Origin of the sequence: Sphingomonas sp. JUb134 (genome assembly GCF_004341505.2) — a bacterium.
GTDB lineage: Bacteria > Pseudomonadota > Alphaproteobacteria > Sphingomonadales > Sphingomonadaceae > Sphingomonas.
This window is the reverse complement of record NZ_SLYP02000001.1, coordinates 3069822-3092262: the sequence shown is the minus strand read 5'-3', so window position 1 is coordinate 3092262 and position 22441 is coordinate 3069822. Positions and strand designations below refer to the sequence as shown.

Here is a 22441-nt window from a genome sequence, read left to right as displayed (position 1 = left end):
GCCGCCTACTTGGGCGGCGAAGCGGCGCCCTGTTCGAGATAGGCGGCGAGCGGCTCGATCATCTCCTTGGGGATGCGGCGCGCGATCACCGGCATCGTCGCCTGCGACTGACGGGCGTCGACCTCGACTTCCTCGCCCTGCCAGTGGCGCAGGCGGTCGGCGATATATCCTGCCTTCTGGCCTTCGATCACCGGTGCGCGTCCTCCTGGCTTGTGACAGGAACGGCAGGCCGGAAGCTCCTTTTCAGGGAGTCCCTGGGAGACCAGGCGTGCGGCGGTGCCCTGGCCAGCGGAGAGGGGACGCAAGCCCGGCATGGCGGCGAAGTGGCGCGCCAGGGCCTGCATCTCGGCATCCGAGAGCATGACCGCGACTTGCCGCATCACCGCGCTCTGGCGATCCCCGCTTGCATAGCCGCGCAGGGCCGCGAGCAGATAGTCGGGCTGCTGCCCGCCCAGGACCGGAACGTCGTCGGCGCCGCGCCCGCGCCCGTCGGCGCCGTGGCAGCCAGTGCAGGTGCGGAGCGTCGCATCGGAGACTCCGGCCAGCGGCGCGGCGGGCGCTTCCTCCGTCAGCGATCGGTATTGTGCCGGCGTCATCCGCGGCAGACGGCGGACGAAGGCGACCATGCGGCGGATCTCGTCCGGGCGGTCCTTGGCGGCCCAGGCCGGCATGCCCGTGAACTTGACGCCGTGCTGGACGATCCAGAACAGCTGGCGGTCGTCCCATTCGCGCGCGTTGATCGAGAGGTCGGGCGCATGCGGGGTGGCTGCCCGCATCACGGGCGACGGCGGCACGCCGGGTGCCCCGTGGCAGACTGCGCAGCTGTTCTTGAAGTGCCCCGCGGCGCTGACGAGGCCGAGGTCGTCGCGTGGTGCCTTCTCACCGGCGAACGCGGCGTGGCTGCGCACCGAATTGCGCATGGTCCAGTGCAGGAACCAGTCGGTGATCGCCCAATGACCGCTCGACGCGGCGACGTTGAACACGCCGGACCAGGCGAAGAGCATCCCTGCCGCCGCCAAGCCCAGGAGCGCCACGATTGCACGGCGCCAGGTGATGCGAAGGGTCATGCCCGTGCCTCCTGCCGGATCAGTCCGCCGAGCATCGCCAGCGCGCCCAGCAGGTAGCTGGCGCCGCCGATCACCAGCATCACGACGCCGCCGAGCTGCTGGTCCTCGACCGGGCCGAGACCAGCGAAGCCACCATGCATCGCCATCATCGGGTAAAGCGGGCGGGGCGCCAGGCCGATCAATGCGCCCAGCAGCGTCATGTGCATCGAGGTGAGCAGCAGCGCCCCGATGCCGCCGACGCGCCGATCGCCGCCGGCGCCGAGCACCGCGGCCCATAGCAGGACGCCGGCGGCGAGGAAGCTCAGCTGCTCGACCGCCAGCCAGGCCAGTTGCGTGTCGGCAAGCGCCCGCATCGCCGGCAGGTGCCAGCCCCACACGACGGCCAGCTCGACCAGCGACATGGCGAGCGGATGGACCAGCTGCGGCGCGCGGAGGGCGAGGTCATAGCGGGTGCCGATCATGCCCCAGGCGAGCAGGGGCGCGGCGATCGCAACGGCGATCATATGCCCGGCCATGTGCCCGACCATGCCGAGCCCGAGCGCCGACACCAGCCAGCCGAGCGCCAGCAGCGCCACACCGGCGACGAGGCTGCCGCGCTTCACCGGCAATCCTGGAGGAAGAGCACGGGCATGGCGGTGAACACCACGCCGGCAAAGCTCAGGCCGGACAGCAGCAGGGTCGCCTTGGCAAGGAAGCGGACGCGATCGACGTCGGTTCCCGATTCATGCGGCGGCGGGTCTCCGGGGATGCGGGACTGGATGTGGGCGAGGATGCCGGCGAGTGCGATCAGCACCAGCGCGAGGATGGTTCCGATCGCAAAGGCGGCGGGCGAGTCGGCGAAGCTGCCGAGCTTCGCGCAGCGCACTGCCGCCCAGAGATAGGAGAAGAGGAAGTGCGCCGCCCACAGGGTCGGCGGGATGATCAGCGTCCATAGCGTGACCCGCAGCGCCCGGACGCGATCGCGCAGCCCTCGCTTCATGCGACCTCCGGAAACCAGGCGATCGTCAGATAGGTGACGATCGCGGTGAGCGCGAGGAAGTGCTGGAAGACGGTGATGTTGCGCAGGTCCGCATCATGGGTGGGCGTCATCTTGCCTGCGAGGCTGCGCGCCAGCGTGTAGACCTGCATGATCGCGCCGATGCCGTTATGGGCCGTGGTCCAGATGGCCAGCGTCCAGACGATCGCCGGGTAGACGTGGAGCGTCGGATCGAGGCCGGTAACCCAAGGACCGGCTAGTCCTGCGGCCAGCCCGCCGAGCGAGGCGAGCGGTGCGGCGACCAGCAGCAGCCGGGTGAGCGCGATCCGGCCGCGGGCATGGATCTCGCGCGCGGCGACGGTCGCAGCCCAGCTCGCCAGCGTCAGTCCTAGTGCCGCCATCGGCCAGGCGATGCCCGGCCCGTCGAGGCCGGCGCCGGACGGCGGGAACGCCGGATGCACGGTCCAGTAGAAATAATAGCCGAACACCAGCCCCGAAAAGGCGGTCGCATCGGCCATCATGGTGATGAACATGGCCCACCAGCCGGAGGAGGAGGGCCCGGAGATGTAGAGCGGCAGCTCGAGACCGTGGCCGATGGGCTTGCACGGCTTCTCCGGGATCTCCGCGGTGCCGGTCCACAGCCAGGCGAGCACCAGCGCCAGGGTCGCGAGGCCGGAGAGGAGCGCCAGCCAGTAGAGATGGTAGGTGGTGAGGATGAACACGCCGCCGAGCGCCACTGCCGTGAGCATCGGCTTGACGCTGGGCGTGCCGAGGCGAACGACCTGGAGCGGGCGCGCGTCGAGGACGGTGGTGACGATCGTCTCGCGGCGTCCCTCCTCGGCATCGGGCAGGAAGTAGCGGCCTTCGTCCACGTTTCGCACGAAGCCTGGCTGGTCCCAGATGGGGTAGCGGCTTTCGATCAACGGGATCGAACGCACGCCCCAGTTCTCGCTTTCGGGCAGCGTCAGCCACTCGAGTGTGCCCGCGTCCCAAGGGTTGCGCCGTGCCTTGGGCCGGGTTGGGGAGAGGGCAAGGTCGATCACCACCAACGCCACGCCAGCGGCGAACAGATAGGCGCCGGCTGTCGAGGCGAGGTTGAGGCCGCCGATGCCGAGCTCGGCCGGATAGGTGAACACGCGGCGCGGCATGCCCATCAGGCCGGAAAAGTGCATCGGGAAGAAGGTAAGGTTGGCGCCGACGAACATGATCCAGAAGGCGGTGCGCCCGAGCCGGTCCGACAGCTTCTTTCCGGTCACCAGCGGCCAATAATAGTAGAGCCCGGCGAACAGCGGCAGCAGCGTGCCGCCGATCAGCACATAATGGAGATGCGCGACGACGAAATAGGTGTCGTGCGCCTGCCAGTCGAACGGTACCACCGCGACCATCACGCCGGTGAGGCCGCCGATCACGAAGATGGCGAGGCTGCCGGTGGCGTAGAGGAGCGGCGTCGACCACATGACGCGGCCGGCCCACAGGGTTGCCAGGAAGCAGAAGATCTGGACCCCGGTCGGGATCACGACGGCCTGTGAGGCGGCAGAGAAGAAGGCGAGGCTGATCTTGGGCAGCCCGGTCGCGAACATGTGGTGCACCCACAGGCCGAAGCTGAGGAACGCGGTGCCCACCGCCGCCAGCACGATCCACGGATAGCCCAGCAGGTGCCGGCGCGCGAAGGTCGGCACCAGCATCGCGAACAGCGCGATCGACGGCAGGAAGATGATGTAGACCTCCGGATGGCCGAAGATCCAGAACAGGTGCTGCCAGAGCAGCGGATCGCCGCCGCGGGCCGTATCGAAGAACGGCCAGTCGAGCAGCCGCTCCATTTCGAACAGCACGTCGCCGGCGATCAGCGGCGGGAAGGCGAACAGGATCATCACCGCCACGACCAGGATGTACCAGGCGTAGAGCGGCATCAGGTTGAGGCGCATGCCCGGCGGGCGGCATTTGAGCACGCCGACGATGAGCTCGACGGCCGCGGCGACGGACGACACCTCGATGAACGACAGGCCCAGCATCCAGATGTCCGCGCCGAGGCCGGACAGGTCCTTCCGGGTGGTGAGCGGCGGGTACATGAACCAGCCGCCGTCGGGTGCCGCGTTGAAGAAGATCGAGCCGCTGACGAACACGCCGCCGATCAGGAAGCTCCAATAGCCGAATGCCGAAAGCCGCGGAAACGGCAGGTCGCGCGCGCCGAGCAGGCTGGGCAAGAGGATGATCGAGACCGCCTCGAACATCGGCACGGCGAACAGGAACATCATCATCGACCCGTGCAGCGTGAACAGCTGGTTGAAGGTCGAGGCGGAGACCAGGTCGTTGTCGGGCGCTGCCAGCTGCGTGCGCATGATGAGCGCCAGCACGCCCGCGAACAGCATGAAGGCAAAGGCGGTGAGCACGTACCAGTTGCCGACGCGGTTGTTGTTGCAGTCGGTCCAGCGGAAGAACCAGCCCTTGGGCGGTTCCCACACGGCGCGCAGCCGTTCCTCCTGGGCGCGGCGGACCGCGGGATCGTTCTGTGCGTCGGCGGTCATTGCAGGCCCTGCAGGTAGGCGGCGATCTGCCGGGCGTCGTCGGGCGGCAGGTGGGGAAAGGCGGGCATGCGCGCGCCGGGTTTTGCCTCGTCGGGCTTGCGGATGAAGCGGGCGATCGCCTCGGTCTCCATCGGGAGCGTGCCGGCCGCGACGCGCAGGCGGCTGCCGAAGTGGGTGAGATCGGGGCCGATCGTGCCGAGCGCGCCGGTGCCGCGGATGGCGTGGCAGCCTGCGCAGCCATTGTCGGCGAACAGCGCCTGGCCGCGCATGTCAGCAGGAGCGCCGGCGGGTCTGCGCTGGAGCGCAAGCCAGCGATCGAAGGCTGCCGGCTCCATCGCCACGACGTCGAACGCCATGCGGGCGTGGGAGAGGCCGCAGAATTCGGTGCAGGCGCCGCGGTAGCGGCCCGGCGCATCGGCGCGTACCACCAGTTCGTTGGTGCGGCCGGGGATCATGTCCATCTTGCCGGCGAGGCCCGGAATCCAGAAGCTGTGGATCACGTCGGACGCCTTCAGCTGGAAGGCGACGGTTCGGCCGACCGGGATGCGCACCTCGTTGGCGGCGGTGACCGGTTCGGCCCCGGGCGGTTGGTAGGCGACGCGCCACCAGAATTGCTCCCCGGTGACGGTGATGCGCAGGTCGGCAGGGGCAACCGGCCGCGGGCGCATCATCGGCAGGGCGTAGAGCAGCAGGGCGAACAGGACGAGTGTCGGCACCAGCGCACCGAGCACCAGCACCAGCCGCATGCCGCCCTTGTGGCTCAGGCGCCCTTCAGGTGCGCGCACCGCGGCCAGCCAGAGGCCGGCAAGGGCCACCAGGATGACGACCGCCCCGATCACCAGCACCAGCGTGAGGTGGCGGACCTGCTCGGCTTCGGCCCCGAACGGCGCCAGGGCGGACTGGTGGCGATTGCAGCCCGCGATCAGCAGGGTTGCTGCCGTCGCGCCAAAGATCTTCCCCCGCCGTGCGCGCCGCATGCCACCCTTTTCACAGCGCCGCACGCGGCGCGCCCCCGACCTTATACTTGTGCACGACCGCAACGCCCGCGCGGGCGCTTCGATCCGACAGACACAAAACGTAAGGAACGGGCGGGGCGGCACCGCGGCGCTGCCCTGGTCGATCAGCGCGCCGCCTGTACCTGCGGCTGGTCGACCGGCACCACCGGCAGCCACACGGCGGTGGGCGAGCCCGTAGTATGCTCGATCGTCACCGTCGCCTTCTGATAGTCGGCGGGCTTGGCGAAGAAGATGTTGGGCACGTACTTCTGCGGGTTGCGGTCGTAGAGCGGGAACAGCGTCGACTGGATCTGCACCATGATGCGGTGCCCCGGCTGGAACACATGGTTCACGGTCGGCAGGCGGAAGCGATAGCGCTGGACCTTGTTGGCCGGGATCGGCGTCGGCTTTTCGAAGCTGTCGCGATAGCGGCCGCGGAAGATGTCGAGCGCGATCGGCAGCTGATAGCCGCCCATCTTCGGGTCGGAGGCGACCTCGTCCGGATAGACGTCGATCAGCTTGACCACGAAATCGCCGTCCGTGCCGGTGGTGCGGGCGAACAGGTCCGCGATCGGCGCGCCGGAGACGCGCGTCGGTGCGGTCAGCACCTCGGTCTGGTAGGTCAGCACGTCCGGGCGGCCGTCAACCGAACGCTGGTCGCTCACCAGCCACTCCTTCCAGCGCGCGGAGTCTGCGAACGATACCGGCCGTGCGAGATAGGGCACGGGCTTGGCCGGATCGGAGACATAGCTGTCGGCGCCGCCCGCGGGCTTGCCGAAGGACAGGCTGTAGTTGCCCTGGAGGTACAGGGGGGTCAGCGGACGCGCGCAGTCCTTTTCACAGGCGAGCGGCCAGGTGGCGAGCCGGTCCCAGTGGTTCGCACCGGTGTTGTAGATCAGCACCGGCGGCGCTTCGTACGCAGGCGCGTTGTCGCGCAGGTAGCGGTTGAAGAAGGGCAGCAGCACGTCGCGGCGGAACTGGAGCGCGGTGTCGCCGTCCCACTTGAGCGGGCCGAGCGAGGAGCCGTCGTAGTTGACCTGGCTGTGCCGCCACGGGCCCATGACGAGGTGGTTGTTGCCGGCCTTGCCCACTGCCTTCAGCGCTTCCCAGGTCATGACCGCGCCGTACATGTCCTCCTGGTCCCACAGGCCCTGGATCCACAGCGTCGGCACGTTGGACGGGTTCGCGGCGACCATCTTGTCGAGCGCCTGGCCCTGCCATTCGGCGTCATACGCCGGGTGCTCCGACATGCGGCGCCAGAAAGGCAACTGGTCAAAGCCCGACTGTTTGGCCCAGGCGCCGGCCGAGCCGATGCGGCGGAAGGTCTCGTAATCGTCGAGGCCGGTCGAGGGCGGCTGCTGGCCCGCGCCCTTGAAACCGCTCTGCGATCCGATCCAGCCGATGTTCGCCTGGCGGAAGGCGCCATAGTGGAACCAGTCGTCGCCCATCCAGCCGTCGATCATCGGGCTCTGCGGTGCTGCGACCTTCAACGCCGGGTGCGGCCCGAGCAGCGCCATCACCACCGTGAAGCCCTCGTAGGAGGAGCCGAGCATGCCGACGCGGCCGTTGGACTCCGGCAGGTTCGTCTTGTTTACCAGCCAGTCGATGGTGTCGTAGGCGTCGGTGACGTGGTCGACCTTGGTGCGGTTGAGCGGGCCGATCACCGGGCGGGTGACGACATAGTCGCCTTCGGAGCCAAACTTGCCGCGGATGTCTTGAAAGACGCGGATGTAGCCGTCGTTGACGAACACCTCATCGCCCTGCGGCAATGCAGACAGCATGTTGGGGCTGTCGGTGCGCGAGGCGCGGCCGGAGGCGTTGTAGGGCGTGCGCGTCAGCAGGATCGGCGCATTGGTCGCGCCCTTGGGCACGATGATGACCGTGTGCAGCTTCGTCCCGTCGCGCATCGGCACCATGATCTCGCGACGATCATAATTGTACGCGGTCTTCGGCATGGTGAAGTTGGCGGGAATGTCGCCGGTGCTCGCCTCGGTCCGGGTGTCGACGTCCTTGGGGGCGGGCGGCGCCACCTGCGCAGTGAGGGCGGCGAACAACATCGGGGCAGCAAGCAGGGCAGGGCGCAGGCGCATCGGCAGATCCTTGGGTGCGGCGCCCGAGGAACGAGGGGCGCTGCGCGCATTGTTGCGGTGCGGAGCCGCCGAGTAAAGCGGCTTGGCGCGATGCCGGGCGTCTTAGTGCTCCTGCTTTCGCAGGAGCACTGGTCAGGGAGAGGCGATCAGCCGTGCAGGCGCTTCGCGTGCCAGGCGACATGCTCGGGCATGAAGGTGGAGATGAAATAGTAGCTGTGATCGTAGCCCGGCTGCATGCGCAGCGTGAGCGGGATGCCGGCCGCGGCGCAGGCGTCGCGCAGCAGCTCCGGCTTGAGCTGGTCCAGGAACCCGTCGGCATCGCCCTGGTCGACCAGCAGCTCGGGCAGGCGCGCGCCATCGGCGATGAGCGCGCAGGCATCGTGGACCCGCCACGCGGCCAGGTTGGTGCCGAGATAGCCGGTCAGCGCCTTTTCGCCCCAGGAGCAGTGCATCGCCGAGGCGATCGGCGCAAAGGCCGAGACGCTGCGGAAGCGGTCCGGGTTGCGCAAGCCGATGGTGAGCGCGCCGTGGCCGCCCATCGAATGGCCGGTGATCGACTGGCGCGCCATGTCGGCCATCGGGAACTCGGCCGCGATCAACGCGGGCAGCTCGTCCTCGATGTAGGAGCGCATGTGGAAGTGCATCGACCAGGGCGCCTGCGTCGCGTCGAGGTAGAAGCCCGCCCCTTGGCCGAAGTCATAGCCCTCCGCATCCGGCACGCCTTCGCCGCGGGGCGAGGTGTCCGGCGCGATGAAGATTACGCGGTGCTCGGCGCAGGCGGCGCGGAACTCGCCCTTTTCGGTGACATTGGCGTGGGTGCAGGTGAGGCCGGAAAGATACCAGAGCACCGGCAGCCGCTCGCCGGGGGCGTGCGCGGGCACGAACACGGAGAAGGTCATCGGCGTGCCCGTTGCGGCGGAGGCGTGGCGATACACGCCCTGGGTGCCGCCGTGCGAGGTGCTGGTGGAGACGGTTTCGAGAGCCATGGTGCGCCTTTCGATCACGCGATGCGGTGCGACGCGCAGAGCTTGTTGCCGGCCGGGTCGCGCAGATAGGCGAGGTAGAGAGTCCGGCCCGCGGTCCCGTGGCGGATGCCGGGCGGGTTCTCGATGGCGGTGCCGCCGTTCGCGAGGCCGGCCGCGTGCCAGGCGTCCGCTGCCTCGGGCGACGCGGCGGCGAAGCCGATCGTGCTGCCGTTGGCCGGGCTGGCGGGCTCGCCATTGATCGGCCGCGTCACCAGGAAGCGGCCGCCGCCATGCATATAGACGACGCGCCCCCATTCATCGACCACGCCGGCCGGGATGCCGAGGGCGCCGAGGGCGGCGTCGTAGAACGCCTTGGACGCCGCGATGTCGTCGGCGCCCACCATGACGTGGCTGAACATCAGTACACCACCACGCTGCGGATGCTCTCGCCGGCGTGCATCAGGTCGAAGCCCTTGTTGATCTCCTCCAGCGTCAGCACGTGGGTGATCATCGGGTCGATCGCGATCTTGCCGTCCATGTACCAATCGACGATCTTCGGAACGTCGGTGCGGCCCTTGGCGCCGCCGAACGCGGTGCCGCGCCAGTTGCGGCCGGTCACCAGCTGGAACGGACGGGTGCTGATTTCCTTGCCGGCTTCCGCCACGCCGATGATGATCGAGGTACCCCAGCCGCGGTGGCACGCCTCCAGCGCAGTGCGCATCACCTCGGTGTTGCCGGTGCAGTCGAAGGTATAGTCCGCACCGCCGTCGGTGAGCGCCAGGATCTCGGCGATCACGTCCTCGCGGCTCTTGCCGCGGCTGTTGATGAAGTCGGTCATGCCGAAGCGGCGGCCCCATTCCTCACGGTCCGGGTTGATGTCGACGCCGATGATCTTGTTGGCGCCGGCGAGCTTGGCACCCTGGAGCACGTTGAGGCCGATGCCGCCCAGGCCGAAGACGACGATGTTGTCGCCGACCTGCACCTTGGCGGTGTTGACCACCGCGCCCACACCCGTGGTGACGCCGCAGCCGATGTAGCAGCTCGTCTGGAAGGGCGCGTCCTCGCGGATCTTCGCGACCGCGATCTCGGGCAGCACGGTGAAGTTCGAGAAGGTCGAGCAGCCCATGTAGTGGAAGATCGGCTGGCCCTTGTAGGAGAAGCGCGTGGTGCCGTCCGGCATCAGCCCCTTGCCCTGGGTCGCGCGGATCGCGGTGCACAGGTTGGTTTTGCCCGACAGGCACGACTTACACTGGCGGCATTCGGGCGTGTAGAGCGGGATGACGTGGTCACCCGGCTTCACGCTGGTGACGCCGGCGCCGACCTCGCGCACGATGCCCGCGCCTTCATGGCCGAGCACGGACGGGAAGATGCCCTCGGAGTCGAAGCCGTCGAGGGTGTAGGCGTCGGTGTGGCAGATGCCGGTCGCCATGATCTCGACCAGCACTTCGCCGGGCTTCGGACCTTCGAGATCGAGCTCGACGATCTCCAGCGGCTTCTTCGCTTCGAAAGCGACGGCGGCGCGTGTCTTCATGGGGGTTTTCTCGCGATTGGAAACGGGGGATGGAGCGGGGATAGCGAAACCGCAGGACGGCGCAACCGGTCCGGGCTGCGGAACTGCCGGGGACACCCTATCTAGACGGGCACGCGGCATTGGCTGGCGCGTTGGGAAGGACATGGACACGGTACGCCAGACGATCGCGAAGCAGGTGCGGGCGCTGACAGGCGCGGGGGACGGGGCGATCGACCTCAGCCGCCCGCCCGGGGACGACGGGCTGTTCGGGCCTGCTTCCGTGTGCTGGCGCGTCCACGGTGACTTCACCTCGATGATGATCGGGGGAACGGCCGCGCTGATGTTGCAGATGCTCCACCCGCTGGCGCTGGCCGGCGTGTGGGATCATTCGAACTTCCAGCGCGACATGCTGGGACGGCTGAAGCGGACGGCGCAGTTCATCGCCGGCACCACCTATGGCGCGACCGCCGAGGCGGAGCGGCTGATCGGCCGGGTCCGGGCGATCCATGATCGGGTGCACGGCACGCTGCCGGACGGAACGCCCTATGACGCCAACGATCCCGAACTGCTGACCTGGATCCATGTCGCGGAGGTGCGGATGTTCCTGTCCGGATACCTGCGCTACCGCGCTCCGCTGTCGGCCGCCGAGCAGGACCGGTATTTCGCCGAATATGCCGAGGTCGCGCGGCGGCTGGGGGCCGAGGACGTGCCGACGAGCCGGCGCGAGATCGATGCCTATCTGATGGACGTACGGCCGCAGCTGCGCTTCGACGAGCGCACGCACACGGTGCTGCAGGCGCTTCTGTCACAGCCGGCGCCGAACCTGGCGATGCGGCCGTTCGGCGACCTCACCATGCGGGCGGCGATCGACCTGCTGCCGCCCTGGGCACGCGCGATGCTCCAGCTGCGCGAGCGGCCCGCCGAGGGGCCGCTGGTGCGGGCAGGCGCGCGCGGCGTGGGGGTGATGCTGCGCTGGGCGCTCAACGGCCGCAACGCGGAGGCGCAGGCGCGGCGGGGGTGAGGGGGGGGCTCGCTTCCCCAACTCCCACCGTATCCCTGCGGAGGCAGGGATACAGGGCCAGGCAGAACAACGATCGGTGGCGTCGGAACCCTGGGCTCCCGCCTTCGCGGGAGCACAAGTTGGAGGGGCCTTACGGCAGCGCCGCGCGCAGTTCCTCGACCCACGGCTTCGCCACGCCATCGGATGGCGCGCGCCAGTCGCCGCGCGGGCTGAGCGCACCGCCGCCGGACACCTTCGGGCCGTTGGGGATCGCCGAGCGCTTGAACTGGCTGGTCTGGAAGAACCGCCACAGGAAGGATTCGAGCCAGCGGGCGATCGTCTCCAGGTCGTAGGCATTGCGCTTGGCCTGCGGGAAGTCGATCGGCCAAGCGCCGCCTTCGCTGTCGTTCCACGCGTGCCAGGCGAGGAACGCGACCTTGGAGGGGGACAGCCCCTGCCGCACGATGTGGTGCAGGAAGAAGTCGTGCAGCTCGTAGGGGCCGACCTTGCTTTCGGTGCTCTGCAGCTGGCCATCGTCGCCGGCCGGCACGAGCTCTGGCGAGATCTCGGTGGCAAGAATGGCGTCGAGCACTTCGTTGGTGGGTGCATCGAACTGGTCGGTCTGGATCGCCCAGCGGATGAGATACTGGATCAGCGTCTTGGGCACGCCGGCGTTGACCGCATAATGGCTCATCTGGTCGCCGACGCCATAGGTGCACCAGCCGAGCGCCAACTCCGACAGGTCGCCGGTGCCGAGCACGAAGCCCTCGCGCTGGTTGGCCAGGCGGAACAGATAGTCGGTGCGAAGCCCCGCCTGCACATTCTCGAATGCGATGTCGTAGACCGGCTCGCCGCGCCCGAAGGGGTGGTCCATGTCGGCGAGCATCTGGCGCGCGGCCGGGCGGATGTCGATCTCGTCGCCGGTGATGCCGAGCGCGTTCATCAGCGTCCAGGCGTTCGCCTTGGTGCCCTCGCTGGTCGCGAAGCCCGGCATGGTGAAGCCGAGGATGTCGGAGCGGGGCTTGTCGAGGCGATCGAACGCCTTGGCCGCGACGATCAGGGCGTGGGTGGAGTCGAGCCCTCCTGACACGCCGATGATGAGCCGCTTGGCACCGGTCGCGGTGATGCGCTTGTGCAGCGCCTCCACCTGGATGTTGAACGCCTCGTAGCAATCCTCGTCCAGCGAAACGGGGTTGCTGGGCACGAAGGGGAAGCGGCGGACCTGGCGCTTGAGGCCGACGTCGGCGAAGTCCGGCTGGTGCGCGAAGCCGATGCGGCGGAAGCGGGTCTCCGGGTGGCCTGAGGCGGCGGCGGCGTCGTTGAACGTGCCCATGCGCATCCGCTCCAGCCGGATGCGGCCGGCGTCGACATCGGCATAGATGGTCGCATCGGCACTTGCGAAGCGGTGCGAGGCGGCGAGCTGCTCGCCCAGTTCATAGACCAGACCCTGGCCGTCCCAGGACAGATCCGTCGTGCTCTCGCCTGGGCCTGCGGCGGAATAGACATAGGCGCCGACCGCGCGCGCGGACTGGGCGGCGCACAGCATCTCGCGATCGCGCGCCTTGCCGACGACGATGTTGGATGCGGAGAGATTGCACAGGATCAGCGCACCGGCGAGCGCGCCCGCGGTGGACGGCGGGGTGGGCGCCCAGAAATCCTCGCAGATTTCCGCATGGAAGACGAAGTCGGGCAGGTCCTCGGCCGCAAAGATCAGGTCGGTGCCGAACGGCGCGCGCTGGCCGGCGACGGTGATCTCCAGCCCGGTCAGGCCGGCGCCCTCGGCGAACCAGCGCTTCTCGTAATATTCACGATAGTTGGGAAGGAAGCTCTTGGGAACGACGCCCAGGATGCGGCCGCGAGAAACCGCGACCGCGCAATTGTAGAGCCGGCCGTTGCGGCGGAGCGCCGCGCCGACCAGCAGCACCGGGCGCAGGTCCGTGCTCGCCTCCACCACCTGCGCCAGTGCCGCTTCGGCCGCATCGCACAGCGCGTCCTGCAGGTGCAGGTCGTCGATGGCGTAGGACGAGAGGTTGAGCTCCGGAAAGACCAGCAGGTCGGCGGCGGCCTCATGACCTTGCCGGGCGAGCGCGATCGTCGCCTCGGCATTGGCGGCCGGGTCCCCGGCGGTGGCGAGCGGGGTGCAGGCACCGACGCGGATCAGGCCGTGGCGGTGGATCGAGTAGAAGCGGTGTTGCGTCATCATGCGAAGCGTAACGCGCGAGACCGCCAGAAGCTACGTCACCGGTTTTCGCGCGTTGCGGCTTCGCCTCGGATCATGCCTTGCCGGCGTAGATCATCCGGCCTTCGCCCAGCATCGCGAACACCTGCGGCAGGTCCTGCTCGCCGACCGCGAAGCAGCCCTGGCTGCGGCCGAGCATGCCGTGGGTCTTGAGCATGTCCGGGTTGGCGTACCAGGCGCCGTGGATCACGATCGCACGGTCGCGGGCGTTGTCGTTGGTCGGATCGAGGCCGATCACGCGCTGCGAGCGACCGTGCTTGCCGACATAATAGTCGGCGGTGACGAAAGCGCCTTCGCAGGTCGCGTTCGAGTTCGGCTGGTTGGAGAAGCGCTGGAGCTTGCCCGAGTGCGACGGGTCCGAGCCGCTGCCGTGCGAGACGAGCAGGCGCGTGACCCTTCCGCCCTCCAGGTCGATGAACTGGAAGCGATGCTCGCTGGACGGCGCGTCGAAATCGGCGATCGCGATGCGGTCACGACGGCGGATGGTGTCGCCATGCGCGTCGAGCGCCGCAATCGCGCGGTCGAACAGTTCGGGCTGCACGCCGCGGGGCGCGGAGACGCTGGCGGACTTCGGCTCGGCAAAAATGCGCTGGCGGACCGGGGTCGGCACGGCGCGGGGCGCGGGGCGATCGGTGCCACCCAGCGTGCTGCGCGTCACGGCGAAGGCGCCCAGCGCGGCGATCGAACCCAGCATTGCGCGGCGCGAGCGAACGGTGTCGTCAAACTGCATCCTGCCTCCAAGAGAAGATGGTGAGGACAGCGGCCCCTCAAGGCCGTCGTGCGCTCTCAAGTATCTAATTTGGTGCCATTTTATGCAAGTTCAACCGCCCCGGGGATTGCCCGGGCCGTCGCGTTCGGAACCCTTTGCGGCTCAGTCGGCCGGGGTCAGGACCCGCGCGATGGTCGCCTTCAGCTGGTCGCCGGTGAAGGGCTTGGTGAGGACCGGGAGGGGAACGCTGCCGTCCTCGACATCGGCGAAACCGGTCACGAGGATCGCAGGCAGGCCGGGACGCCGCTCGCTCGCCACCCGGTAGAGATCGAGGCCGGAGATGTCCGGCATGGCATAGTCGGTGACGAGCAGATCGATTGCGGTGTCGCTCTCGAGCGCGTGCAACGCCGCCTGGGCGCCGTCCGCCTCGATCACCTGGTGCCCGGCACCGGTCAGATGCGCGACGAGCACGGCCCGGACTTCGGCGTCGTCCTCCACCGCCAGCACCCGCAGCGAGGGCGTTTCCGCCGCCTGCGCGGCAACGGCCGCGGCAGCCTCGACCGGCTCCAGACGCGGGAACCACAGGGTCACGGTCGTACCTTCGCCGACGCGGCTGTCGATCGTGACGGTGCCGCCGGACGCTTCCGCCATGGCGCGGACCATCGGCAGGCCCAGGCCCGTGCCTTCGCCATGCGGCTTGGTGGTGAAGAAGGGTTCGAACACGCGGTCGCGCAGGTGCTCGGGAATGCCGGCACCATTGTCGCGCACCGCGATGCGGATGCAGTCGCCTGCATGCGCCAGCTCCGGCGGCGCGGGGGCGCGGGCGCTGGAGATGACGATCTCCCCGCCGTTGGCCATGGCATCGCGCGCGTTGATGCACAGGTTGACGATGGCGAGCTCGAACTGGCCGGGATCGGCGTGGATCGCGCCGTCCGCCTGGAGGTCGAGCGTCAGGGAGACGCGACCGGCCATGGTGCGGGCGACGAGTTCCTCCAGATCGCGGATCGCCTCGTCCGGGCGGAAGGTCTCGGCGGCAAGGTCGCGCTGGCGGCTGAAGCTCAGGAGGCGGCGCGTGATCGCCGAGCCGCGGCCGGCTGCCGAGCGGGCGTTGGCGAGGAAGCGGGTGAGCCGATCCGGCTTGTCCAGCGAGCGTTCGGCGAGTTCGAGGTTGCCGAGAATGGCAGCGAGCAGGTTGTTGAAATCATGTGCGATGCCGCCTGCAAGCGTCCCGAGCGCCTGGAGCTTTTCGGCCTGGTGGAGCCGGCGGGCGGCGAGGCGGCGGTCGGTCTCGTCCGACTCGATCTTGAGCAGGTGGCGGTCGCTGTCGCTGGCGCCGAAGGGGATCCGGCGGACCCGGGTCCAGCGCTCGTCCTCATCTTCGCCCCCGCTCTGCAGATCCTCTTCGGAATAACTGCCGCTGGCGAGCGCCGCCTCATCCTTGTCGCGCACGTCGCTCGCGGTCGCGTTCTCGACGCGGTCGTGATTGCCGCGGATCAGGCGATGGTGGCGATCGAGCACCGAGATCTGGTCGGCTGACGCCTGCATCAGGCCGAGGAAGGCGGATTGTTCGAAGCGGAGCGCGGCGCGCAGCTTCTGCCGCTCGGCGGCGGCGGCGACCATCGCCCGCAGCGCCTCCGGCTCCCACGGCTTGGCGGCATAGCCGCTGATGGCACCTTCGTTGACGGCGGAGACGACCGCCGACAGGTCCGCATAGCCGGTCAGCAGGATCGCGTCGGCGTCGCTATAGGGGCGCGCGCGGGCGAGGAACACGTTGCCCGGCATCTCCGGCATCCGCTGGTCGGAGATGATCACCGCCAGGTCCGGGTTCGCCTTGACGATCTCGAGCGCCGCCACGGGGGAGGTGGAGGAGAGCAGCCGGTAGCGGTCCTCCAGCAGGTCTTCCAGCGCGACGAGGATCTCCTGCTCGTCGTCGACGACCAGAACCTTGGGCAATTCGGAATCGTTGAAATCGGTCATTGTCGATGCAGAGGTACCGCCAAGAGGAAGCGGGCGCCACCTTCGTCGCCCGATTCGATCGTGATCTCGCCACCGTGTGACCGAACGACGCCATAGGCGATCGCCAGGCCCAGCCCCGTGCCGGAGCCCACGTCCTTGGTGGTGAAGAAGGGTTCGAACACCCGCTCGCGGACCTCGGGTGGGATGCCGGGGCCGTTGTCGGTGATCGCGATGAAGAACCGATCGTCGCGGGTCGAGGTCTCGATGACGATGCGGCCGGTGGCGGGATCGACCGCGTCGACCGCGTTCGAGATGATGTTCATGACCACCTGGTTGACCAGCGCCGGCGAGCTTTCGAGGGTGCGGACAGGGCCGTAGCGCCGCTCGATCGTGACGGTCGCGGGGATCTTCGGCTGGAGCAGCGTCAGCACCGAGTCGATCGCCTCCGGAATGTCGACGAGCGACCATTCGCCATCATCGAGACGCGAGAAGCGGCGCAGTTTCACCACCAGGTCCTGGATGCGCACCAGCCCGGTGCGGATCGAACCCAGGCGTTCCGCAGCCTTGGCGAGCCGCTTGGTGCGGGTGTCGTCCTCGGCCGTCGTTGCGTCCTGCACCGCCCGCTCCACGGTGGCGTGGTGGGCGAGGATGAAGGCGAGCGGGTTGTTGATCTCGTGCGCGATGCCGGCGACGAGCTCACCCAGCGACGCCATCTTGGCGGACTGGACCAGCTGCGCCTGCGTCTCGCGCAGCTGCGCGTTCGCCGCCTCCAGCTCGCGGTTGGCGGCGGCGAGGGCGTCGCTCGCCTCCGCCTGGGCGCGCGCATGGGCAAGCGCGAGCTCGCGTTCCCGCTCGCGGGCGGCGCCCGCCGCCTCGTCGTCGCGGGCGAGCTTGCGGCGGAGGATCGATCGCACCCGCACGAGCAGCATGTCGCGCTCGTCCCGGCTGGGCAGCACGTCGTCGGCACCGGCGCCGAGGCCGGCAAGCGTCTGTGCGGGGTCGGCGACCTCGGACAGCGCGGCGATCTCGAACCCGGCGCTGTCCGCCTGCCGCTGGCGATCGAGTGCGCGGACCCAGGCGAACGGGTCCTCGCCTTCGGGGGCCGGGCCGACGAGAACGCCGTCGAACTCCTCCTGCGCGACCGCGGAGAGCATCGCCTGCTCGTCTCCGGCGACGCTGACCGCATGACCGTCGCCCGTCAGCAGCCCGCGCAGCCAGTCTCGGTAGATCGGGTCCGCCACTGCGACCAGCAGCCGTGCCTGGCGGAAGCCGCCCGCCGTGCCATTGCCCGGCACGGAGCGTCGCTGGCGCAACAGCGACCGCATGCGCGATACCAGAAGCTGCGGGCCGCTCGCCTTGGGCACATAGGCGTTGGCGCCGCTGTCGAGCCCCTGGCGCTCCACCTCGCTCGCCTCGTCGCTGGTGAGCATGATGATCGGCAGCGTGCGGGTGTGCCCGGTCTGGCGCAGGATCCGCACCAGCTCGTCCCCGTTCATGCCGGGCAGCCGATAATCGACCACCAGCAGATCGGGCAGCGCCTCGTTGAGGCTGACCAGTGCGTCCTCGGCCGTGCGGGTCCGGTCGACGGTGAAGCCGAAGCCCTCCAGCGTCCGCCGGAAGACCAGCGCCTGGGTGTCCGAATCCTCGACCAGCAACAGGTGCGGCGACGCGTCTTCGCTCACTGCACGACCTCGCGCGCCAGGATCCGCTTCACATGGGGACCGATCAGATCGAGCGGCAACGCCAGTGCGCCCTGGCGCACCGCGGCGGCCGGCATGCCGTTCACGACCGCCGTGCTCTCATGCTCCGCGATCGCGGCACCCCCGGCGTCGACCAGCTGGCGGACGCCCGCAGCCCCGTCCTCTCCCATGCCGGTCAGGACGACGGCGAGCGCGGCACCGTCGAGCGCAGCCGCGGCGCTGGTGAACAACACGGTCGCGGCCGGCCGCTGGCCGGCAACCGGGCTGGCTTCGGACAGCCCCAGCTTGCCCGAAGGCATCAGGGTCAGGTGCCGGTCGCCCGGCGCCACATAGATGGTACCCGGTTGGGGCAGGACGGTGGCGCGGGCGAGTTCGACCCGCTGCGGCACGACGCTGTCCAGCCAGCTGGCGAACCCGTCCATGAAGGCGCCGCCCATGTGCTGGACGAGCAGCACCGGCAGCGACAGGTCGGCGGGAAGGCTGTTGAACAGCTTGGCCAGCGCCTGAGGGCCGCCGGTGGAGGCGGCGCACAACAGCATTCGGGGCGCGATGCGCGGCCGCCCGGCGGTCGGCGTGCCGGCAAGCGGCGTGCGCATGCGCCGGCGGACCACGGCCACCTGGCTCATGATGACGAGCTGGGTGCGGATCTCGGCGGCGATGGTGCGGTATTCGGGATCGGCGATGCCGACCGGCTTCTCCACGGCGGCAAGTGCGCCGGCACGCAGCGCATCCATGGTGGGATTGAGCTGGGTGCGATCGAAGCTGGCGGAGATGACGACGATCGGCGTCGGTTGATCGGCCATGATCTGGCGCGTCGCCTCGAGCCCGTCCATGCCGGGGAGGCGAATGTCCATCGAGATCACGTCGGGGCGGATCGCCGCCAGTTGCGCCAGCGCCTCCTCGGCACTCGCGACGGCGGCCACCACCTCAAGCCGGGGGTCGCCCGCGATGATGTGCGTGAGCAGGGTGCGAACGACGAGCGAGTCCTCGACGATCATGACGCGGATCGGGCGCGTTGCCATGGCTCAGACCAGCTGCTGTACGACGGAGATCAGCGTCCCCTGGTCGAACTCCTGCTTCGTCACATAGGCATTCGCACCCAGCTGGAGTCCACGCTCGATATCGTCCGGGCTGTTGCGCGATGTCATCATGACGACGGGAAGCGCTTGCAGGGCCGGATCGTTCCGTATTGCCGTCAGCAATCCGAAACCGTCCATGCGCGGCATTTCGACGTCTGCCACCACGAGGTCGATCGGCTCGATCCCGGCGCGCAGCTGCTCCAGCCCGGCAAGGCCGTCGACCGCGATCAGGACGCGGTAGCCCTGCGCCTCCAGGATGCTCTTTTCGAGGGTGCGGGTGGTGATCGAGTCGTCGACGACGAGGACCGTGCGCTGCACCGGCCGGGTCGCAGGCGCGATGCGCGGACGGCGGCGGGGGCCGGACGCGTCGGCGGCGAGCAGCGCCTCCGGCTCCAGCACGAGCGCGATGCCGTCCTCCAGCAGCACCGTGCCCCAGATCAGCGGCACGTCGGCGGCAACCGCCGTCGGATCGCCCACCACCAGCGAGCGGACGTCGTCGAGTGCATCCACCAGCAGCACGCGCCGCTGGTCCGATCCTTCGATCACCACCGCAGGCCGGGCGCCGTCGGGCGCTTCGGACGCCGGCAGGCCGAGGAGGTCGGCCAGCTCTGCGACGGGCACCGCCTCCTCCTCCAGCATCAGCACCGCACCCCCCTCGGTACGGTCGAACGCGTCCGGGGTGAGGCGCAGCACGCGATCGACACTGGCCGCGGGAAGGGCATGCCGGCCACCGCCGGCCTCCACCAGCAACAACGCCTGGCGGGCGAGGGCGAGCGGCACCGACAAGCGGATCTCGGTACCCATCGGACGGCCAGGCAGGATGCGGACGCGGCCGTGCAGCCGGCGCACGGTCTCTGCCACGACGGAAAGGCCGATGCCGCGGCCCGAAACCTCGTCCACCGTCCGGCTGGTCGAAAAGCCCTGCTCGAACAGCAGCGCGTAAAGGGCGCGGCGGGATGGGGTGGGCGCGCCGGCGGCGATCAGTCCCGCCTCCCGCGCGCGCGCCTCGATCGCCTTCGGGTCGAGCCCGGCGCCATCGTCGCGGATCACGATGTTGAGGCGGCCGCGATCGGTGGTGGGGAGGACGCTGATCGTGCCACCCTCCGGCTTGCCAGCCCGGGCGCGCACCGCCGGCGGTTCGATCCCGTGGCTGACCGCGTTGCGCAGCAGGTGGAGCAACGGCTCACGCAGCGCCTGGAGCACGCGGCGATCCGCCTCCGCCTCGATCGGCTCCATGGTAAGCTCGGCGAACTTGCCCTGGCTGGTGGCAAGGTCACGGACCATCCGCTCATGCCCCTCGAAGAGGGTGGCCACCGGCAGCAGCAGGATGCGTTCCGCGTCCCGCTCGATGTTGGCGGCGGCGCGGTCCAGCGCCCAGCGCTGGCGGCCGACTTCGCGGCGCAGTCGTTCCGTGCTGCCGACCAGGCGGGCGATCCGGCGGGCAAGCTCGCCGTCCTGCGTGGCAGGCATGTCGGCCAGCTCGGCCCCGAGCACCTCGACCATCTCCAGGATCCGGTCCTGCTCGGAGATGTGGTTGGCAAGGTCGTGGACCGAGCGTGCGAGCCGCTCGACGTGGCGGCCGGCGACGTGCACGCGATCCGTCGGTGTCGAGGATGCCGCGGCGGTCGCCTCCGGCGCGTCCTCTTGCTTGGTGTCGCTGCGGGCGCCGTCCTCGATCGCGTCGGCCAGGGTGCGCAGCTCGGCCAAGGTCGCGGTATCGAGCGCGCGTTCCCCGCGCTCTGCGGCGAGCAGGATGGTCTCGGCGGCATGGGCAGCCGCTTCGGTCGCCGGCAGGTCGACCGCACGCGCCGCCCCCTTCAGGCTGTGGGTGCGGCGGCTGAACTCGCGCAGATCGACGGGGCGACCGGCGGCGGCATCCGCAAGCGCCTCGCGGATGCCGGCCATGTGCTCGGCAAGCTCGGCGGCGAAGGCCGCGAGCAGTTCTGCGCGGAGTTCGTCCACCCGTCCGTCCTCAGACGCGATAGCGTTCGGTCAGGCCCACCAGCGTTCGCGACAGCTGGGTGAGGTCGCCCGCCGCCTGGTCGAGCTGGCGGGTGCTGGCCGCGGTCTGCTGGCTTGCCTGGCGGATGTTCTGCAGCGCGATGGTCACCTGCTCGATGCCGATCTGCTGCTGGTTGGTGGAAGCGACGATCTGCTGGAAGGTGTGGACGTTCTCCTGCACGCGTGTCGCCAGCTCGTTGATCGCCGACTGGCTGGCGTCGGTGCGCTCCTTGCCCGATGCAACGCGCTTCACGGCTTCCTCCGTCAGCATCACCGAGGCGTTGATGCCGCGCTGGATGTCGCCCAGGATCGAGCGAACGTTGCGGGTGGCGGACTTCGCCTGGTCGGCCAGCGTCTTCATCTCCGACGCGACGATCGCGAAGCTGCGGCCCTGCTCGCCGGCCGCCGCCGCCTCGATCGAGGCGTTGAGGGCGAGGAGGTGGGAGCGTTCGGACACGTCGTTCACGGTCGCGATGATGTCGCCGATGGTCTGCGTCTTTTCCGACAGCGCGACGATGTTGCCGGCGACCGCCTCCGCCTGTTCGCGGATCGCGTCCATCGCGCGGGCGGTGTCGTGAACGGCGGTGCGGCCGGTGTCGCTGGTCTGGGCGGTCGCCTGCGCCGCGGCGATCACTTCCTGTGCTCGCAACGTGATCTGGGCGCCCGAATGGGTGATCTCGTCGACGGTAGCGGCGGTTTCCTGCACGGCGGCGAGCTGTTCCTCGACCGAGGCGGCCTGCTCCTGGGTGGAAGCGCGGATCTCGGTGGCGGCGGCGTTCAGGTCCTCGGTGGCGGCGCGGCTCTGACGGGCGATCTCGCGGAGGCCCACCACCATCGTGTTGAGGGTGGCACCCAGCTGGCCGAGTTCGTCGCTGCCGGTGATGCGCGTCTCGCCCGACAGGTCGCCTTCGCCGATGCGGCCGGCGAAACTCATGAAGTCGCTCAGCGGCCCGGTGATCGAGCGACGGATCGTGAAGGCGACCACGACGCTGACCGCGATCGCGATCAGCAGCCCGATCAGGATCGACGTGCGCGTGCTTTCATAGACGTCCTGGGTCGCGCGCCGCCCGACCTCGATCGTGTTGCTGACGATCGTGCGGACCTGGCCGAGGCTCTGCGCGAGCGCGGCATGGTGGCGATCAATCTCTTCGCCCGCCTCGATCGCACCCTCGATATTGCCGTTCTCCAGCATCTCCAGCTGGCGTGCGCTCGCGGGGCGCAGGCGATCGAACGACGCCTGCACCGCCTGCGCGCCCTCGGACAGCTGGCGCCATTGTTCGATGCGGCCCTGGTTGACCGCGGTCTCGCGGTTCTTCTCCGCGGTTGCGGTCAGCTTCGCGAGCGCGGCTGCCGTTTCGTTGGCGCGCGACTGCCAGTCGGTGATGTCACCCGGAATGCCGCGGCCGCTGCGCATCGCGTGCATCACCGCCATCAGCCGCGCCTCGCGCATCCGTGCCTCGGCACGGGCGATGGAGTCGACATCGAGAATCGCGGCATAATCGCGCTGGACGATCCGATCGACGTTCGAGCGGACCACGCCCACCTGCTGGAGCGAGTAGAGGCCCAACGCGACCAGAATGGCCGTGATGATGCCGAACCCGGCAACGATCCGAGTGGAAACCGACAAGG

17 protein-coding genes are annotated in these 22441 nt (G+C 69.3%); 1 reads left to right on the top strand and 16 read right to left on the bottom strand.

Going from position 1 to position 22441, the window contains the following annotated elements; all coding sequences use genetic code 11:
* Positions 1 to 5: 5 nt before the first annotated feature.
* From EDF69_RS14530 to EDF69_RS14495, 9 genes are all read right to left on the bottom strand, one after another.
* Entirely contained in the window at positions 6 to 1067 is a 1062-nt protein-coding gene (locus EDF69_RS14530; RefSeq protein ID WP_132884273.1) for a c-type cytochrome, read from the bottom strand.
* The gene (locus EDF69_RS14525) at positions 1064 to 1669 is read right to left on the bottom strand and encodes a cytochrome c oxidase assembly protein (RefSeq protein ID WP_339538560.1); all 606 of its coding nucleotides are present in this window, start codon (positions 1667 to 1669) and stop codon (positions 1064 to 1066) included. The genes EDF69_RS14530 and EDF69_RS14525 overlap by 4 nt, the downstream gene beginning before the upstream one ends.
* On the bottom strand, positions 1666 to 2046 hold the full coding sequence (locus tag EDF69_RS19675) for a hypothetical protein (protein WP_239555511.1): 381 nt from the start codon (positions 2044 to 2046) through the stop codon (positions 1666 to 1668). Before EDF69_RS19675 ends, EDF69_RS14525 begins: the two co-directional genes overlap by 4 nt.
* On the bottom strand, positions 2043 to 4568 hold the full coding sequence (gene ctaD / locus EDF69_RS14520; RefSeq protein WP_132884271.1) for a cytochrome c oxidase subunit I: 2526 nt from the start codon (positions 4566 to 4568) through the stop codon (positions 2043 to 2045). The genes EDF69_RS19675 and ctaD overlap by 4 nt, the downstream gene beginning before the upstream one ends.
* The gene (coxB, locus tag EDF69_RS14515) at positions 4565 to 5545 is read right to left on the bottom strand and encodes a cytochrome c oxidase subunit II (protein ID WP_132884270.1); all 981 of its coding nucleotides are present in this window, start codon (positions 5543 to 5545) and stop codon (positions 4565 to 4567) included. The genes ctaD and coxB overlap by 4 nt, the downstream gene beginning before the upstream one ends.
* Positions 5546 to 5688: 143 nt before the next feature.
* Complete coding sequence (locus EDF69_RS14510) at positions 5689 to 7653, bottom strand: CocE/NonD family hydrolase (protein WP_132884269.1); 1965 nt, start codon at positions 7651 to 7653, stop codon at positions 5689 to 5691.
* Positions 7654 to 7799: 146 nt separating this feature from the next.
* Positions 7800 to 8639 (bottom strand): S-formylglutathione hydrolase, encoded by an 840-nt coding sequence (gene fghA / locus EDF69_RS14505; protein WP_132884268.1) that lies wholly within the window; start codon positions 8637 to 8639, stop codon positions 7800 to 7802.
* A gap of 14 nt (positions 8640 to 8653) precedes the next feature.
* Positions 8654 to 9037 (bottom strand): VOC family protein, encoded by a 384-nt coding sequence (locus tag EDF69_RS14500; RefSeq protein ID WP_125959828.1) that lies wholly within the window; start codon positions 9035 to 9037, stop codon positions 8654 to 8656.
* On the bottom strand, positions 9037 to 10149 hold the full coding sequence (locus tag EDF69_RS14495; protein ID WP_132884267.1) for an S-(hydroxymethyl)glutathione dehydrogenase/class III alcohol dehydrogenase: 1113 nt from the start codon (positions 10147 to 10149) through the stop codon (positions 9037 to 9039). Before EDF69_RS14495 ends, EDF69_RS14500 begins: the two co-directional genes overlap by 1 nt.
* A 142-nt stretch (positions 10150 to 10291) precedes the next feature.
* On the opposite strand from EDF69_RS14495, the gene EDF69_RS14490 reads away from it, so the two are divergent.
* Complete coding sequence (locus tag EDF69_RS14490) at positions 10292 to 11149, top strand: oxygenase MpaB family protein (RefSeq protein WP_132884266.1); 858 nt, start codon at positions 10292 to 10294, stop codon at positions 11147 to 11149.
* Positions 11150 to 11279: 130 nt separating this feature from the next.
* Here EDF69_RS14490 and EDF69_RS14485 read toward each other — a convergent pair whose 3' ends face one another.
* From EDF69_RS14485 to EDF69_RS14455, 7 genes are all read right to left on the bottom strand, one after another.
* Positions 11280 to 13331, bottom strand: a complete 2052-nt coding sequence (locus tag EDF69_RS14485) for an NAD(+) synthase (RefSeq protein ID WP_132884265.1) — start codon at positions 13329 to 13331, stop codon at positions 11280 to 11282.
* A 70-nt stretch (positions 13332 to 13401) separates the two neighbouring features.
* Positions 13402 to 14097 carry a murein L,D-transpeptidase catalytic domain family protein gene (locus EDF69_RS14480; RefSeq protein WP_132884264.1) on the bottom strand — a complete coding sequence of 232 codons (696 nt, stop codon included), beginning with the start codon at positions 14095 to 14097 and terminating at the stop codon, positions 13402 to 13404.
* Between the two features lie 141 nt (positions 14098 to 14238).
* The gene (locus EDF69_RS14475) at positions 14239 to 16053 is read right to left on the bottom strand and encodes a response regulator (RefSeq protein WP_132884263.1); all 1815 of its coding nucleotides are present in this window, start codon (positions 16051 to 16053) and stop codon (positions 14239 to 14241) included.
* The gene (locus tag EDF69_RS14470; protein ID WP_132884262.1) at positions 16050 to 17714 is read right to left on the bottom strand and encodes an ATP-binding protein; all 1665 of its coding nucleotides are present in this window, start codon (positions 17712 to 17714) and stop codon (positions 16050 to 16052) included. Before EDF69_RS14470 ends, EDF69_RS14475 begins: the two co-directional genes overlap by 4 nt.
* Complete coding sequence (locus EDF69_RS14465; RefSeq protein ID WP_204991392.1) at positions 17711 to 18754, bottom strand: chemotaxis protein CheB; 1044 nt, start codon at positions 18752 to 18754, stop codon at positions 17711 to 17713. The genes EDF69_RS14470 and EDF69_RS14465 overlap by 4 nt, the downstream gene beginning before the upstream one ends.
* A 3-nt stretch (positions 18755 to 18757) precedes the next feature.
* Positions 18758 to 20773, bottom strand: coding sequence for a response regulator (locus EDF69_RS14460; protein ID WP_132884261.1), 2016 nt, complete (start codon positions 20771 to 20773; stop codon positions 18758 to 18760).
* Between the two features lie 10 nt (positions 20774 to 20783).
* Positions 20784 to 22439, bottom strand: coding sequence for a methyl-accepting chemotaxis protein (locus EDF69_RS14455; protein ID WP_132884260.1), 1656 nt, complete (start codon positions 22437 to 22439; stop codon positions 20784 to 20786).
* Between the last annotated feature and the right edge of the window lie 2 nt (positions 22440 to 22441).